16 protein-coding genes are annotated in these 16382 nt (G+C 61.8%); 1 reads left to right on the forward strand and 15 read right to left on the reverse strand.

Annotation, left to right across the window (positions count from 1 at the left end; genetic code table 11):
* Positions 1-18 precede the first annotated feature (18 nt).
* The 9 genes from J9789_RS14225 to J9789_RS14265 form a co-directional block, all read right to left on the reverse strand.
* Positions 19-1062 (reverse strand): helix-turn-helix transcriptional regulator, encoded by a 1044-nt coding sequence (locus J9789_RS14225; protein ID WP_209346356.1) that lies wholly within the window; start codon positions 1060-1062, stop codon positions 19-21.
* 186 nt (positions 1063-1248) lie between these two features.
* Positions 1249-2850, reverse strand: a complete 1602-nt coding sequence (locus tag J9789_RS14230; RefSeq protein ID WP_209346357.1) for a peptide chain release factor 3 — start codon at positions 2848-2850, stop codon at positions 1249-1251.
* Between the two features lie 60 nt (positions 2851-2910).
* Positions 2911-3552, reverse strand: a complete 642-nt coding sequence (locus J9789_RS14235) for an HAD family hydrolase (RefSeq protein ID WP_245185290.1) — start codon at positions 3550-3552, stop codon at positions 2911-2913.
* A 176-nt stretch (positions 3553-3728) separates the two neighbouring features.
* On the reverse strand, positions 3729-6131 hold the full coding sequence (locus J9789_RS14240; RefSeq protein ID WP_209346359.1) for an S-layer homology domain-containing protein: 2403 nt from the start codon (positions 6129-6131) through the stop codon (positions 3729-3731).
* Positions 6132-6202: 71 nt separating this feature from the next.
* Positions 6203-6628: a hypothetical protein gene (locus J9789_RS14245; protein WP_245185291.1), complete on the reverse strand. Its 426-nt coding sequence runs from the start codon at positions 6626-6628 to the stop codon at positions 6203-6205.
* Between the two features lie 14 nt (positions 6629-6642).
* The gene (locus tag J9789_RS14250; RefSeq protein WP_209346360.1) at positions 6643-6819 is read right to left on the reverse strand and encodes a FeoB-associated Cys-rich membrane protein; all 177 of its coding nucleotides are present in this window, start codon (positions 6817-6819) and stop codon (positions 6643-6645) included.
* Between the two features lie 39 nt (positions 6820-6858).
* Positions 6859-9237, reverse strand: coding sequence for a ferrous iron transporter B (locus tag J9789_RS14255; RefSeq protein WP_209346361.1), 2379 nt, complete (start codon positions 9235-9237; stop codon positions 6859-6861).
* Positions 9238-9314: 77 nt separating this feature from the next.
* Positions 9315-9536, reverse strand: a complete 222-nt coding sequence (locus tag J9789_RS14260; protein WP_209346362.1) for a FeoA family protein — start codon at positions 9534-9536, stop codon at positions 9315-9317.
* 13 nt (positions 9537-9549) lie between these two features.
* Positions 9550-9762 carry a FeoA family protein gene (locus J9789_RS14265; protein WP_209346363.1) on the reverse strand — a complete coding sequence of 71 codons (213 nt, stop codon included), beginning with the start codon at positions 9760-9762 and terminating at the stop codon, positions 9550-9552.
* Positions 9763-9964: 202 nt separating this feature from the next.
* On the opposite strand from J9789_RS14265, the gene J9789_RS14270 reads away from it, so the two are divergent.
* On the forward strand, positions 9965-10279 hold the full coding sequence (locus tag J9789_RS14270) for a TIGR04076 family protein (RefSeq protein WP_209346364.1): 315 nt from the start codon (positions 9965-9967) through the stop codon (positions 10277-10279).
* Positions 10280-10337: 58 nt separating this feature from the next.
* On the opposite strand, the gene J9789_RS14275 is transcribed toward J9789_RS14270, so the two are convergent.
* The 6 genes from J9789_RS14275 to J9789_RS14300 all read right to left on the reverse strand — a co-directional run bounded on the left by J9789_RS14275 (position 10338) and on the right by J9789_RS14300 (position 16257).
* On the reverse strand, positions 10338-11183 hold the full coding sequence (locus tag J9789_RS14275; RefSeq protein WP_209346365.1) for a hypothetical protein: 846 nt from the start codon (positions 11181-11183) through the stop codon (positions 10338-10340).
* A 161-nt stretch (positions 11184-11344) separates the two neighbouring features.
* Positions 11345-12046: an ABC transporter ATP-binding protein gene (locus tag J9789_RS14280; RefSeq protein WP_348633703.1), complete on the reverse strand. Its 702-nt coding sequence runs from the start codon at positions 12044-12046 to the stop codon at positions 11345-11347.
* Positions 12047-12058: 12 nt separating this feature from the next.
* Positions 12059-12910, reverse strand: coding sequence for an ABC transporter ATP-binding protein (locus J9789_RS14285; protein WP_209346367.1), 852 nt, complete (start codon positions 12908-12910; stop codon positions 12059-12061).
* Positions 12903-13994: a branched-chain amino acid ABC transporter permease gene (locus J9789_RS14290; protein ID WP_209346368.1), complete on the reverse strand. Its 1092-nt coding sequence runs from the start codon at positions 13992-13994 to the stop codon at positions 12903-12905. Before J9789_RS14290 ends, J9789_RS14285 begins: the two co-directional genes overlap by 8 nt.
* A 10-nt stretch (positions 13995-14004) precedes the next feature.
* Entirely contained in the window at positions 14005-14877 is an 873-nt protein-coding gene (locus J9789_RS14295) for a branched-chain amino acid ABC transporter permease (RefSeq protein WP_209346369.1), read from the reverse strand.
* Positions 14878-15054: 177 nt separating this feature from the next.
* The gene (locus J9789_RS14300) at positions 15055-16257 is read right to left on the reverse strand and encodes an ABC transporter substrate-binding protein (protein WP_209346370.1); all 1203 of its coding nucleotides are present in this window, start codon (positions 16255-16257) and stop codon (positions 15055-15057) included.
* Between the last annotated feature and the right edge of the window lie 125 nt (positions 16258-16382).

Here is a 16382-nt window from a genome sequence, read left to right on the forward strand (position 1 = left end):
ATAGTGTCTGCCTCTTTCTTATTCCACTCGATTCTTTTTTCGGCGGAGCCGCCGCAGCTCCAGCACCACGCCCACTCCCACAAGGGCCAGGGCCGCCAGCAGCATGATGGCAAAGATCAGCACATTGATCCAGGAGAAGCCCCCCACGTCGGCGTGGGTGATCAGCACCTGCCAGGCAAAGTACTGGGCCAGGGTGGGCACCTTCTGCTCGGGCACCAGGCAGGCGCCCAGGCAGTTGCCCAGGGGGAGCACAAAGGTGATCTCCAGGGTGGCCAGACCTCCCTTCAGCCAAGGGCCCGCCGGCAACCAGTAGAGGATCACGAAGAGCAGCCAGACCAGGGCCATTACAAAGGCGGCAATGGGATATCCCAGGCGGAGCAGCCAGTTTCCTCCGGTGGTGAGGGAGATCACCGCCAGCAGCACGAAAAGCCACACCGTCAGCAGGGCCAGGAATGCGGGCAGGCGGCGTCCGCTATAGAAGCGGTTGACCGCCCACAGCCCCCAGGGCAGGGCCAGACCGGCGGCGGTGATGGCCAGCCCGCCCCCCAGCCAGGGGCCGCCGGTCACGCCCCAGCAGGCCAACAGCAGCAACAGCAGGCAGGCCGACAGGCCCCCCATGCAGATGGGCAGCTTGTTTCTCTTCAGGCGGAAGGGCAGGTTGGTCACGCAGAAGGCCATCCCCAGGGAGAAGAGCACGATCCAGAACCAGCTCAGCCGCCCCTCAAAGACCAGGTTGCAGAGGAAGCAGGGGACCAACGCGGTGAGGTAGGCAACCGCAAAGAAGATGCGGGTCCCCTTCACCACCCTGTTCCACACCGCCGCCGCCCGGGCCTGGGCGGACGCCTCATCGTCGTCGCAGGCGGTGAAGAACTCGTGCTCCGAGATGTGGAGCAGGCGGCAGATGGCGGGCACCAGGGAGACGTCGGGGTAGGACAGCCCCCGCTCCCATTTGCTCACCGAGGACTCCGTCACATAGAGGGACTGGGCCAGCTCCCGCTGGGTCAGGCCGGCCTCCCCCCGCTTCCGGCGGATGTAAGCGCCAAAGGTTTTCTTTTCATCCAATGCAAGGACCTCCGATCTTGGGCGAACCGCCCGACACACACCCTACCCGCCCGGCGGGGAAAAGTCAAGAAAAGAGCATCTATTTCTCCCTCGACTGTTGGTCGAGTTCTTCTGCCCCAATGGTTTGCAGGTTTTCTGCCAAAAACGAAAAAGCGGCCCGCGCAGTGTGCGCGGGCCGCCGGGGACTCAAAATTTGGTGCCGCCGAACTCGTGGAAGGTGAGGTTCTTGTTGCGCTCCTCCGTCCAGTTGATGGCCCACTGGGACCCGAAGAGGAGCAGCTGGTTGCCCTTGTAGTCCTCCACCAGCTTGGTGTCGGTGCCCAGGTTCAGGTCCTCCTCCTTCACCGGCTGGCCGTCCTCGGTCTCGATCCACCGCAGGTACTCGTAGGGCAGGCCCTCCATGTAGAGGTCCACGTTGTACTCGTTCTTCAGCCGATACTCCAGCACGTCGAACTGCAGGGTACCAACCACGCCCACAATGACCTCCTCCATACCGGAGTAGGGGGTCTTGAAGATCTGGATGGCGCCCTCCTGAGCGATCTGCTCCATGCCCTTCAGGAACTGCTTGCGCTTCATGGTGTCCAGAGAGCGCACCCGCTTGAAGTGCTCGGGGGCGAAGGTGGGGATGGGGTCAAACTTGAACTTCTTGGAGGCGGTGCACAGGGTGTCGCCGATGGAGAAGATGCCGGGGTCAAATACGCCGATGATATCGCCGGCGTAGGCCTCCTCGATGATCTCCCGCTCGGCCGCCATCAGCTGCTGGGGCCGGGACAGACGGATCTTCTTGCCACCCTGGACGTGGTAGACCTCCTTGTCCGCCTCGAACTTGCCGGAGACGATGCGCATGAAGGCGATCCGGTCCCGGTGGGCCTTGTTCATGTTGGCCTGGATCTTGAACACGAAGGCGGAGAAGTTGTCGTCCATGGAGTCAATGATCTCCTCGCCCGCCTTCCGGGGCAGGGGGGCGGTGGTCATCTGGAGGAAGTGCTCCAGGAAGGGCTCCACACCGAAGTTGGTGAGGGCGGAGCCGAAGAACACGGGGGACAGCTTGCCGTGGCGCACCCGGTCCAGGTCAAACTCGGCGGCGGCGCCGTCCAGCAGCTCGATCTCGTCGTTGAGCTGCTGATGGAGCCGCTGGCCGATGAGGCCATCCAGGTTGGGGTCGCCCAGCTCCACCTCGGTGGCGGTGGCGGCTTTGGCGCCGCCGTTGGAGGTGAAGTGGATGATCTTCTTGCTGCCCCGGTCGTACACGCCCTTAAAATCCTTGCCGCAGCCGATGGGCCAGTTGACGGGGTAGGTCTCGATGCCCAGCTCCTTCTCCAGCTCTTCCAGCAGCTCAAAGGAGTCCCGGGCCTCCCGGTCCATCTTGTTGATGAAGGTGAAGATGGGGATGTCCCGCATGGCGCACACCTTGAACAGCTTGCGGGTCTGGGCCTCCACGCCCTTGGCGGCGTCGATGACCATGACGGCGGAGTCGGCGGCCATCAGGGTGCGGTAGGTGTCCTCGGAGAAGTCCTGGTGGCCGGGGGTGTCCAGGATGTTGATGCAGTAGCCCTCGTACTGGAACTGCATGACGGAGGAGGTGACCGAGATACCGCGCTGCTTCTCGATCTCCATCCAGTCGGAGGTGGCGGCACGGGTGTTCTTCTTGCCCTTGACCTGTCCGGCCTGGGCGATGGCTCCGCCGTAGAGCAGGAACTTCTCGGTCAGGGTGGTTTTACCGGCGTCGGGGTGGGAAATGATCGCAAAGGTTCTGCGACGCTTGATTTCAGATTCGTATTGTGACAAGGTGATGTCCTCCTTGTTAAAATGTCAAATATCCATCCGTAGGGGTCGGCGTCTCTATGATTACGGCGGGCTGAGCCGCTCCACCGCCGCCGGAAGATCCGCGAAGGCGTCCACGTGGGGCACCTCATGGTCGATGTGTCCGAAGCCGTAGGCGGCGTGGAGGAAGGGCACCCCCGCCTGGGTGGCGGCATTGTAATCCCCCTGGGTATCGCCGATGTACAGGGGGTTTTTCAGGCCGTTGCGCTGCACCACCAGGGCGATGTTGTCCCCCTTGGGCTTGCCGGTGCGGCCGGGGTTTTCAAAGTCCTTGAAAAACTGGCCCAGGCCGTGGGCCTGGAAGAAGGCCTCAATGTAGCCCGCCTGGCAGTTGCTGACGATGAACAGGGGATAGTCCCGGGACAGGCACTCCAGGGTCTCCTCCACCTGGGGATAGAGCACGCCGCCGTGGGTGGCCACGTAGTCGTTTTCCACCACCAGCAGCTCATCCAGCAGGGGACGGATCTCCTCCTTGGGAATATCGGGCACCAGCTTCTTCACGATATCGGGCAGCAGCATGCCCATGCAGCCGGTGACATTTTCCCGGGTCACCAGTCCCGCCAGCTGGGGATTTCGCCGCTCCAGCACGCTGTTCCAGGACAGGCAGATGGCGTCTACCGAGTCCCACAGGGTCCCATCCAGATCAAAGAGCAGTCCGTCAAACAAAGGATACGCGCCTCCCGCTTTCGTCTCAAAAAACGACCACATCCACCTGGATGCAGCCGACAATCATACCATGTTACTATATCATACCCCATCCCTCTTTATCAAGCCTTCCAACCGCCATATTTTGCACAAAAAGGCCGGGTCCGCTTTACGGACCCGGCCTTTCCGGTTCTGCTTTACAGGGTAACGCCGCGGTAGAGAATGGTAGCCATCTCAGCCCGGGTCAGGGTGCCCTTGGGATTGAGCTGGCCCTGGCCGTTGCCCTGGATCACGCCGGCCTGCACCATGGTGGCCACGGCGGTGCGGGCGGAGGCGCTGACGGAGGCGCTGTCGGGGAAGCGGGCCAGCACCACATCGCTGGCATCCGCCACGCCCCGGTTGGCCGCCTTCAGGGCCCGGTAGAGGAAGACCATGGCGTCCTCACGGGTGACGGCCTGGGTGGGATAGAACTTGCCGCTGCTGTCGGCAGTGGCGATGCCCAGGGTCTTGGCGGCAGCCAGCGCGCTGGCATAGTAGCTGTTGGTGGGCACATCGGAGAAGCTGCTGGTCTGGGTGGAGGTGAAGCCGAAGGACCGGCACAGCATCAGGATGTAGTCGCCCCGGGTCATCTTGCTCAGGGGGCTGTAGGTGGAGCCGGTGCCGGAGCCGGTGGTGATGCCGTACTCGGCCAGGAACTCCACGGCGGGGATGGCCCAGCTGTAGCCGCTCATGTCGCTGAAGCGGCTGGTGGTGGGCGCGCTCACCATCACGTTGACAGTACCGCTGAAGGTGATGCCTGCAGCGTCGGTGCCCAGGTAGGGGATGCTCACCAGGCCGGTGTAGCCCGCCTTGGGCACGAAGCTGACCTCACTGAGCTGGTAGTTGCCCACCAGGGAGTACTGCAGGGCGGCGTTCACCTTGCTCTGATACTTGGCGGGACTCTCATAGCCGTAGTAGAGCTGGCCGCCGTCGGTGGTGGGGGACAGGAAGCGGACGGACATCAGCAGCTGACCGCCCCGGGCAGCGCAGGCCGTCACAAAGTCCACGGCGCTGAAGTCCACCGCCTTGCCGTTGGTGGTGTAGAGAATCACATTGGGCTCCTCCAGCTCGGAGAAGGTGATCTTCACCTGGCCGTCAAAAGACCGGCCGTTGGTGGCTTTGCCGCTGAAGGGGATGGTGACGGTGTCGCTGGTGCTGCTGCCGGGCACGAAGGTCACATCGTCCAGGCTGGGGGTGGAGGAGCGGTAATAGTTCTCTCTGCCCACCGTGCTCTGGCCGGACTGGTTGTACTTGTAGTACAGGTAGCCGTTGCGGCTGCTGGAGGTGAAATCAAAGCTCACATAGCTCAGGTTGGAGCCGGTCTCCTTGGAGCAGGCATTGTTGAAGGTACCGGACTGGAAGGTCACGCTGCCGCCGCTGCTGGCCTGGAGCTCGATGGTCACGTCGCCGCTGGCGGCGTCACCCACGCGGATGACCAGATCGCCGGAGAAGCTCTTCCTGTTGTCCGTTTTTCCGGTAAAGGGAACTCTGACGCTGCCCTCATAATTGCGGGCGGGTACAAACGTGATGTCATTGATCTCATCATAGCTGTACATTCTCTCGTCCACTTTGGCCTGATTTCTGCCATCGTAGTCGTAATAGAACACGCCCTTGCCGGAGGAGGGCAGACTGGTAAACTGGATCTGGGCGATGCTGTCCCGCACCGCGTCTATGGTATAGGCGTCAAAATCCTTCCAGTTCAGGGTAACCGTGTCGTTCTTGTCCACATCATAGGTCACGTCGCCCTCGGCGGACGCGCTTTTTCCGACATAAATGACCATTTCGCCGGTGAAGCTCTCGCTCTCGTTCGACTTGCCGCTGAAGGGCAGGGTCACGGTGCCCTCATAGTTCCGGGCGGGCACAAAGGTCAGGCTGTTAATGGCGTCCGCGTAATAGCGGACGTTCTCCCCCGCCTCCTCTTCATTCCGGGTGCCGTAGTCGCAGTAGAGCGTACCCCTGCTGGAGGATGGCAGATCGGTAAACTTGATGGACTCGATCTTGGTGCCGGAAGGCAGTTTCTCATAAACGTAGTCATCAAAGTCGGCCCTGCTCAGATCCAGCGTCTTGTTCACGTTGATCTCATAGGTCAGCAGGCCGTCAGAAGAGGAGGACCCCCGGGCGGCAGTCACCGTGACCTTTATCGTGCCGCTATAGCTCCTGCTGAAAAATGTTCCCCTGTCGCTCTCGCCCTCAAAGGGGATGTAGACAGTGCCCTCAAAATCCTCATTGGGTTCAAACACCAGCTGATAGAAATCATTGTAATCGATCGCCCGTCCCTCACAGACCTGCTCCTGATCTCCTCTGGAATTATACTCATAATAGAGGGTGCCCTCCCGGTAAACGGGCAGGTCAGTAAACCTGATGTCGCTCATGCCATAGCCGGTCTCATCGCTGCAGTAGTCGTTGAAGGTATCGTCCTCGATTTTCAGGATCTCGTCCGCCCGCACCTCATAATTCATGTTCGGTCGGGCCGCCAGGGCTCCGGGCAGCATACCGGCCACCAGGGCCAGGCAGGTGCCCGCGGACAGCAGCCGCGTCAGGCTCTTTCGCATCCACTTCATGTTCGCATCGCTCCTTCCAAAACGTCAGTGGTATGGTTGGTTCCGTCTCATACCCATGATTATCTCTTATTTCAGACGAAATGTCCAGCGCAATGGTTCCCGGTTCTTAAAATGAATTTCAGCCGGGCAAAGCCGCCGCCCGCCGGGAACTTCCGGCGGGCGGCGGCAGAGAGGGGAACTGTATTTGTCAGGCCGGCACAGCGTCCAGCCAGCCGGACCCGAAGCAGCGGCGGGGCAGCTGACACACGGCGGCACAAGCCGCCCTCCGTGCCTCCTCCCCGGACAGGTCCATCCTGGCCCGGGCCGGTCAGGTGGATCTTGCCGTAGCGCTCCTTATCCACCAGACGCTTGTCAATGAGGATGGACATCATACTGGTAACCGACGCGCGGGAGACCGCCAGAGACTGGGCAATGTCCTTGGAGGATACCTCCAGCCGGACCTTGGACAGGTCGTAGATGGTCAGCAGATAGCGGATGTTGGTGTTGGTCAGTTCCATGGTATGCTCCTTCCTTAGGACTGGGTGGGTTCTTCGTGGTGGGAATGGCACAGGCCGGAGCATCCGCAGCTCCCGCAAGAGCCGCCGCAGGAGCAGCTGCTCTTGCCCTGACGCCGGTTCTGGACGCCGCGATAAGCGATGACCGCGCACACCGCAAAAATGGCGAAGCTGATGAGAATGGTGGATAGCATAGTAACTGCTCCTTTCTGGATGGGGATGGGCGGGCCGCCTTACTTGGCGGCGGCCACCGCCCGCAGGTTGACGTCGGATTCCTCGTACTTATTCTTGCGCACCAGCAGGTAGATGAGGCCCACCAGGCAGATGAGAGCGGCCACAGTGCCCACACCGAAGGACACCTGGCCCAGGATGAGCCCACCGATCTGGTAGACGATGAGGGAAATCACATAGGCGAAGCCGCACATGTAGCCGATGGCGGCCAGGGTCCACTTGGGGCTGTTCATCTCCCGCTTGATGGCGCCCATGGCGGCAAAGCAGGGGGCGCACAGCAGGTTGAAGATCATGAAGGAGTAAGCGGAGATGGCGGTGAAGTGGGCGGCGATCTGCAGAGTCTGGTTGCCCGGGAAGAGCACGCCAAAGGTGGACACCACTTCCTCCTTGGCGATGAGGCCGGTGACCACCGCCACGGTGGCCTGCCAGGTACCGAAGCCAAGGGGAGCGAAGATAAAGGCCACCGCGTGACCCACAGCGGCCAGCAGGGAGTCGTTGTTGTCCTCCACCATCTGGAACACGCCGTCCACAAAGCCGAAGCCCTGGAGGAACCACAGGATGACGGAGGAGAGGAGGATGACGGTACCGGCCCGCTTGATGAAGGACCAGCCACGTTCCCACATGGCCCGCAGCACGTTGCCGGCAGCGGGGGCGTGGTAGGCGGGCAGCTCCATGACGAAGGGAGCGGGATCGCCGGCAAAGCCCTTTGTCTTCTTCAGGATGATGCCGGAGAGTACCACCGCTGCCACGCCGATGAAGTAGGCGGAGGTGGCCACCCAGGCGGAGCCGCCGAACAGGGCACCGGCAAACAGGGCGATAATGGGCATCTTAGCGCCGCAGGGAATAAAGCCGGTGGTCATGATGGTCATGCGCCGGTCCCGCTCCTGCTCAATGGTGCGGGAGGCCATGATGCCGGGCACACCGCAGCCGGTGGCCACCAGCATGGGGATGAAGCTCTTGCCGGACAGACCGAAGCGGCGGAAGATCCGGTCCATGATGAAGGCCACGCGAGCCATGTAGCCGCAGTCCTCCAGCAGGGCCAGCAGCAGGAAGAGCACCAGCATCTGGGGCACAAAACCCAGCACCGCGCCCACGCCGCCGATGATGCCGTCCAGGATGAGGGTCTGAACCACAGGGTGGGTGTTCCAGCTGGTCAGGGCATTCTCAACCAGCACGGGAATACCGGGTACCCAGGTGCCGTAGTCGTTGGGATCGGGCTCGGACACCTGGAGGGCGGCCTGATAGGCCTCCTCGGTGACAGGCACCACGGTGGTCTCGCCGGTCTCGTCGTCGTAGAAGTAAACCTCGCTGTCGCCGGCTTCATAGCCCGCGATCATGGCGGAGGCCTCCTCCCAGGCGCCGGAGTCTTCCTCCCAGGCGTCCACGTCGGCGGTGAAAGGAACGAACCAGCCGTCGCCGAACAGGCCGTCGTTGGCCCAATCAGTAGCCCGGGTACCGATGGCAAAGGCGCTGCCGCCCATGGCAATGGAATACACCAGGATCATCACCGCCACAAAGATGGGCAGGGCCAGGATGCGGTTGGTGACGATGCGGTCGATCTTGTCGGAGGTGGTCATAGAGTGGGCGGCCTTCTTCTTTTTCACAGCCTTGCCCACCACGGAGCTGATGTAGGAGTAGCGCTGGTTGGTGATGATGCTCTCGGCGTCGTCGTCCAGCTCCCGCTCGCAGTCGGCGATGTGGGCCTCCAGGTGCTCCTTCAGCTCGCCGGTCAGGTTGAGGGAGGCAAGCACCTTCTCGTCCCGCTCGAAGACCTTGATGGCGTACCAGCGGAGATACCGCTCATCCACCAGATCAGCGATGGACTCCTCGATGTGGGCGATGGCGTGCTCCACACTGCCGGTGAACACATGGGGCAGCTCGCCGGCCTTGTGGCTCTTGGCCAGCTCCACCGCCTTCTGGGCGGCCTCCTTGCCGCCCTCGCCCTTCAGGGCGCTCATCTCCACCACCTGGCAGCCCAGGGCGTCGCCCAGCTTCTTCAGGTCAATGACGTCCCCGTTCTTGCGCACCAGGTCGATCATGTTGACAGCCACCACCACCGGGATGCCCAGCTCGATGAGCTGGGTGGTGAGGTACAGATTGCGCTCGATGTTGGTGCCGTCCACAATGTTCAGGATGGCGTCCGGCTTCTCGTTGACCAGGTAGTTCCGGGCCACCACCTCTTCCAGGGTGTAGGGGGACAGGGAATAGATGCCGGGCAGGTCCTGGATGATCACATCCTTGTTGCCCTTCAGCTTGCCCTCTTTCTTTTCCACCGTCACGCCGGGCCAGTTGCCCACGTATTGGCTGGAGCCGGTCAGGGCATTGAACAGGGTGGTCTTACCGCAGTTCGGGTTGCCCGCCAGCGCGATCTTCAACTCCATCTTCTTGCTCCCTTCTCAATTAGTTCTCACTAACCATTGTTCTGAAAAAAGGCCGTCCTCCGACGGCACAGGGTGGATTACCCCACCTCGATCATTTCAGCATCGGCGCGGCGCACACTGAGCTCGTAGCCCCGCACGTTCAGCTCCATGGGGTCCCCCAGGGGAGCCACCTTGCGGATCTGGATGTTCACGCCCTTGGTGATGCCCATATCCATGATACGGCGCTTCACCGCACCCTCGCCGTGGAGGCGTACCACCGTGACGGTATCCCCCACCTTGGCGTCCTTCAAAGTTCTCATTGCTCTGCTCCTCTCAGATCATGATTCGTCCGGCCATGTTCCGGTCCAGGGCGATGCGGCTGTCCTTGACCTGCACGATCAGGTTTCCGCCCATCTCACTGACCACGGTGACCGTGGCGTCCATTACAAAACCAAGCTCAGCCAGGTGCTGATGGATCTCATCCTTTCCCGTGATCTTGCGGATGGTCACCGGTTCCCCCCGGCCTGCCAATGTCAGCGGCATCATAGGTCCTCCCTCCAGCGGCGGCTCTCCCGCCTTTCATCATTGGTTAGCACAAGCTAACCTCTTTAGCGAGTATGAGTTTACATCAACTAACCGATATTGTCAATCCCCTTTTTTTAAAATTTTTCCTGCCGCTTCTCCTCCGCCTTGACTCGTGCATATGTTTTATTTATAATGGGACCATCTGAATGTGGGAGGTGTCCCTGTGAAACAGGTGAAAATCACGGTCCTGCGCAAGCAGCTCTATCCCGACCTTGTCCGACGCTATCTGACGGAGCCGCCAGAGGAATGTATCTGCGATTTCTTTGAAGAGGGCGACGTATTTCTCTATGCCGGCGGGGCGGAAATGCCCCAGGGCTTTTGTCCCTGGGCCTGGATCGACATTTACCGCTCGGTTTCCGCCCTGTCCTGTGGGGCCACCTACACGCCCTGGCAGCGGGATGAGGGTACCTCGGTGGTATGCTGTACCGACGGCATCCGCCCGGTCAGCTTCCTGTTGGAAGCGGTGGACCCTGCCTGAGCAGCAAAAAACGGGCGGCCACAAGGGCCGCCCGAATTCGTTCTATTTGATAGAATTGTCAGGAGAGGGCCCCGCTGTGCACGGTGTTCCAGCCCTGCTCCCCCGCCTGGGGCGTGCCCTTGAAATCCCGGTCGAACCAGGCGGGCACGGGAGCCTCCTCCCGGATGGCCTGGAAGAAGGCGTCGATCTGGCGGGTGGTCTCGTCCACCGCCCCCTCCAGCAGCCGGTCCAGGTGGGCGCTGCTCTCCAGGGAGGCGGGATGGGGGGTCTCCTTCAGGGCCACGTCCTTGGCGGATTGGATGGGGAGCATCCGGCTCACCGCCCCGATGACCCTGCCTCGGCGGGTACCGCAGGAGCGGGCGAAAAAGTCCAGATAGAAGTTCATGGCCTTGTAGGCCCGGCGGACCTGCCGGGGAGAGGCGTGGACATAGGCGCAGGCGGCGGCATCCCACACCTGGCTGCCCTTGTGGGGCGGCACAGGCAGGTGGGCCTGACTGCCGGCGTCCAGACCGTCGCCGGCCATGAGCATCCGGTCAAACTCTCCCTCCATGGCCATGTGGGAGATGGGGCCCTCGGCGGAGCGCTCGTCCACGTAGCCGTGGCAGGCGCTGTCCAGGGCCAGGTGACACAAAAAGCCGGCCCCGTAGCCCACCGACATGGGCACCTGGGCCTCGATGGCCTGCCGCAGCCGCTCCACAGCGGGCAGGGCGGAATTGCGGTGCATCCGCACCCCCTCCCGGCGCACGGCGTTGGGGCGGATGGGCTGATAGAAAAACAGCGGGTCGGGTCCCAGGCAGCCCAGGTCAAAGGCTTCCCGCTCGCGGTCGATGGCCTGAGCCAGCGGCGCCGGCAGGCCGCCCAGGACTTTATCTCCAAACTTCAGATGCGCGTAGTAATTTGGCATGTTCCTGTATCTCCCTCCTGTCATAGTCCATAGCAGTCCATTTTATAGCTTCATTCTAACACGCTGTTCCAGAGAGAGAAAGCAAAAAAATATTAAATCTTTCGACATACAGAGAAAAAAAGGGAGCGTCCCACGGGACGCTCCCTTTTTGTTCGGTTTTCTCAGCCGCCCAGGTAGGCCTTCTTCACGGCCTCGTCGGCCAGCAGCTCCTTGCCCGGACCGGTGAGGGTGACCCGGCCGGTCTCCAGCACGTAGCCGCGGTCGGCCACGGACAGAGCCATCTGGGCGTTCTGCTCCACCAGCAGGATGGTGGTGCCCGCCTTGTGCAGCTCCTTGATGATGTCGAAGATCTGCTCCACCAGGATGGGGGCCAGGCCCATGGAGGGCTCATCCAGCATGAGCAGCTTGGGATTGGACATAAGGGCACGGCCCATGGCCAGCATCTGCTGCTCGCCGCCGGACAGGGTGCCCGCCACCTGCTTCCGGCGCTCCTTCAGCCGGGGGAACTGGGCATACACCCGCTCCAGGTTGGGGGCGATGGTGGAGTTGGGCTGGGTAAAGGCGCCCATCTCCAGGTTCTCCTCCACCGTCATCTGCTGGAACACCCGGCGGCCTTCGGGCACCTGGGCCAGGCCCTGGGCTACCAGCTTGGAGGCCGGCACGGCCTGGATGGGCTTGCCCATGAACTCAATGGAGCCGGTACGGGTGTGGAGCAGGCCGGAGACGGTCTGCAGGGTGGTGGTCTTACCGGCGCCGTTGGCGCCGATGAGGGTCACGATCTCCCCCTCCTCCACGTGGAAGGAGATGTCTTTCACGGCGTGGATGGCGCCGTAATACACGTTGATGTTCTTGACATCCAGCAATACCGCCATGGCTTATACCTCCTTCTGGTCGCCCAGATAGGCCTTGATGACCTCCGGGTTGTTCTGGATCTCCGAGGGGGTGCCCTTGGCGATGATCTGGCCGAAGTTGAGCACGCAGATGCCCTCGCAGATGCCCATGACCAGGTTCATATCGTGCTCAATGAGCAGGATGGCGATGTGGAAGGTATCCCGGATCTTGACGATGTTGTCCATCAGCTCGGCGGTCTCGGAGGGGTTCATGCCGGCCGCCGGCTCGTCCAGCAGCAGCAGGGAGGGGTTGGTGGCCAGGGCACGGACGATCTCCAGCTTGCGCTGGGCGCCGTAGGGTAGGCTGCCCGCCTTGGCGTTGGCCAGATCCTGCATATCAAAGATGCTCAGCAGCTCCAGCGCGCTCTCATGGGCCAGCTTCTCCTTCTTCCAGTAGCTGGGCAGACGGAGAATGCCGCTCCACATGGGGTAGCGCACATGGTTGTGCAGGCCGATCTTTACGTTGTCCTCCACCGTCAGGTTGTCAAACAGGCGGATGTTCTGGAAGGTACGGGCAATACCCGCCTTGTTCACCTGAACGGTGGACATGTTGTGGGTATCAATGCCGTCCAGCAGCACGGTGCCCCGGGTGGGCTGATACACCTTGGTCAGCAGGTTGAACACGGTGGTCTTGCCGGCGCCGTTGGGGCCGATGAGGCCGGCGATCTCGGTACGGCCGATGGCCATATTGAACTCGTTGACGGCAGTCAGGCCGCCGAAGTCGATGCCCAGGTGCTGACACTCCAGAATGGGAGTCTGCTTGATGTCGCGCTCGGGGATGATATTGGGGCTGGGCACAGGCACCAGCTTGGTCTCGGGGCGCTTGGGCTTACTCATGGCTGACGCCTCCCTTCTCGGCCGGCTCTTCCGGCGACTTGCGGAATTTCTCCTTGATGCCGCTGAAGAAGCCGCGCATCACCGGGTTGTTGGTGGCGATCATCACCAGGATCAGGACGATGGCGTACACCAGCATCCGGTACTCATCCAGATCGAAGGCACGCAGCAGCTCGGGCAGGTAGGTGAGGAAGGCGGCGGCAATGATGGAACCGCGGATGTTGCCGATGCCACCCAGCACCACGAACACCAGCACCAGAATGGAGGTGTTGAAGTCAAACTTCTTGGGAGCCACGGAGGAGAAGTTCATGGCGTAGAGCACGCCGGCGGCGCCCGCCATGACAGCGGAGGTCACGAAGGCCATCAGCTTGTACTTGGTGGCGCCGATGCCCACGCTCTCAGCGGCGATGCGGTTGTCCCGCAGGGCCATGATGGCCCGGCCGGAACGGCTGTTCACCAGGTTGAGCACCACAGTCAGGGCAATGAGCACCAGCACAAAGCCGGCGGTGAAAGAGGCCAGCTTTACGTTGGTGGTAAAGCCCATGGGCCCCTTCAGGATGGCCTTGCCACCCTCGGCCAGGTTGAGGGCCGCCTCATTCTCCAGGGAGAAGTGGAGGCCGTTCTTGTCCACGCCCACATAGAGCACGTTGAAGATGTTGCGGATGATCTCGCCGAAGGCCAGGGTCACGATGGCCAGGTAGTCGCCCCGCAGACGGAGCACAGGCACGCCCACAATCACGCCGGCGACACCGGCCAGCACAGCGCCCACGACCATAGCCACCGCCAGACGGAGGCCGGCATTGGGAATGGCCTCCTGCAGGGACATGGCGGTCACCACGCCGGAGAAGGCGCCCACGCTCATGAAGCCGGCGTGGCCCAGGCTCAGCTCGCCGGAAATACCTACCACCAGGTTGAGGGACAAAGCCATAACGATGTAGGCGCAGATGGGGATCAGCTGACCTTCCAGAGAGGAGGAGAGCATATCGCCGGCGCTGCACAGCTGGAGGATCACAAAGGCGGCAATGACAATGCCGTAGGTGATGGAATTGTTGATGAGCCGCTTGCGGCCCGGAGTCAGTTTCTTCATATCCCGCACCTCACACTTTCTCGCGGACAGTCTTGCCCAGCAGGCCGGCGGGCTTCACCAGCAGCACGATGATGAGCACGGCAAAGACCACCGCGTCGGAGATGTTGGTGTTGATGACCTTGGCAAAGGTCTCGATGATGCCCAGCAGGATGCCGCCCAGCATGGCGCCGGGGATGGAACCGATGCCGCCGAACACGGCGGCGGTAAAGGCCTTGATGCCGGGCAGGGAACCGGTGGTGGGCATCAGGGTCTGGTAGCTGGAGCACAGCAGCACACCGGCGATGGCCGCCAAGGCGGAGCCGATGGCAAAGGTCATGGAGATGGTGCGGTTGACGTTGATACCCATGAGCTGAGCGGCCGCCTTATCCTCGGAGCAGGCACGCATGGCCTTGCCCATCTTGGTCTTGGTGGTGAACCAGGTGAGGGCCAGCATGATGATCACGCAGGTCAGCACGGTGACCAGGGCCTTATAAGTAATGTTGACGCCCGAAATGGGCAGGGAGCCCTCGGGAATAACGGAGGTAAACACCTTGGTATCTGCGCCCCACAGCAGCAGGGCGGCGTTCTGCAGGAAATAGCTCACGCCGATGGCGGTGATGAGCACGGCCAGGGAGGAGGCCTGCCGCAGAGGCTTGTAGGCCAGGCCTTCGATGACGACGCCCAGGACGGTACACACCACCACGGCCAGCAGCACGCCCACCACAGGGGGCAGGTTGAAGCTGCCGGTGGCAAAGAAGGTCACGTAGGCGCCCACCATGATGACGTCGCCGTGGGCAAAGTTCAGCATCTTGGCGATGCCGTACACCATGGTATAGCCCAGGGCGATGATGGCGTAGACGCTGCCCAGGCTGATACCGGTGATCAGATTATTGAGGAAGCTCAAACCATTCACCTCTCTACTTGTTTTCTCTGTGTATGGCAGAAACATCGGCGGTCCTGCGGGGCTGCCGATGTTTCCACCATACATCCGTTTCTAGGATACATGGGGAAAAGCGGGCTGCCGGGTCCCCCCGGCAACCCGCTTCTGGGTCCCTGTCAAGCGGTGGTATTCCGATTCAAATTACTGGGTCACGTACACGCCGCCCTCGACCTTGACGACCACGGGGGCCTTGGAGACCTCGCCGTTGGCGGACCAGGTCATGCCGGTGCCGGTCAGGCCGTCCACGCTGAAGTCGCTGGAGGTGAACTGAGCGATCAGAGCCTCGCAGATCTCCTCGGCGCTCATGTCGGCGGTGACGCCGGCAGCGGTGCAGGCCTCGTAGATGGCGTACATGCAGTCATAGCCGTCAGCGGCGAACTGGTTGGGGATGCCGCCGTAGGCTTCCTGGTACTCGGCCACGAAGGTCTTGGTGCGCTCGTCCTCGCCCCAGGCGTTGAAGGGAGTCATGAGCATCAGGCCCTCGGCCAGGGTGGTGTCAAAACCCTCCAGGTCCAGGATGCCGTCCATGCCGTCGCAGCCGAAGAAGGTGGGCTCATAGCCCATGCTCTTGGCCTGGGCCAGGATCAGGGAAGCGGGGGTGTAGTAGATGGGCATGAACACCAGGTCGGCGCCGGCGTCCTTAGCAGCGCCCAGCTGCACGTTGAAGTCGGTGTTGCTGTCGTCGGGGAAAGTCTGCACGGTGACGATCTCCAGGCCGATCTCCTCGGCGGTAGCCTGGAAGGCGTTGAAGATACCGGTGGAGTAGGCGTCGCCGTTGTTGTAGATGACGGCGATCTTGGTGCCCAGGTTGTTGTCCTTAATGTAGTTGGCAGCGGTGATGCCCTGGTTGGGGTCGGTGAAGCACACCTGGAACACGTTGTCCTTGCCCGCAGTCACGTCGGTGGAAGAGGCGGAGGGGGTCAGCTGGAAGTAGCGGTCAGCATAGGTCTCGGAGGCCACCGCGGTGCAGGGACCGGTGGTGGTGCAGCCGTAGATGATCTGAGCGCCGTCATCCTTCAGCTTGCCGTAGGCGTTGATGGCCTTCTCGGTGTCGCCCTCGTCGTCCTGGGAGTTCAGGGAGAACTGCAGGCCGCCCAGAGCGTTGATCTCCTGAATGGCGATCTCGGCGCCCCGCTTGGTAGCCAGGCCGTACACGGCATTGGAGCCGGTCAGAGGACCGATGCCGCCGATCTGGATGGTGCCTTCGGTGTTGCCGCTGGTGGTCTCATTGCCACCGGCAGGGGTGTTGGCGGAGCCGCCCTCGTTGCCGCCGCCGCAGCCGGCCAGCATGGAGAAGCTGAGCGCACCCGCCAGCGCAAGAGACAGGATGCGAGACTTTTTCATTTCAATTCCTCCTTTGAGAAGTTGTTGACAATTATATGCGTGTCATCGGAAATTGTCAACCTTAAAAATGCACAAGTGCCCACCTGTCACGGAGGGCACTTGTGTGAACTATGAACAATTTATGA

This window comes from Flavonifractor sp. AGMB03687, from assembly GCF_017811815.1.
Lineage (GTDB): Bacteria > Bacillota > Clostridia > Oscillospirales > Oscillospiraceae > Flavonifractor.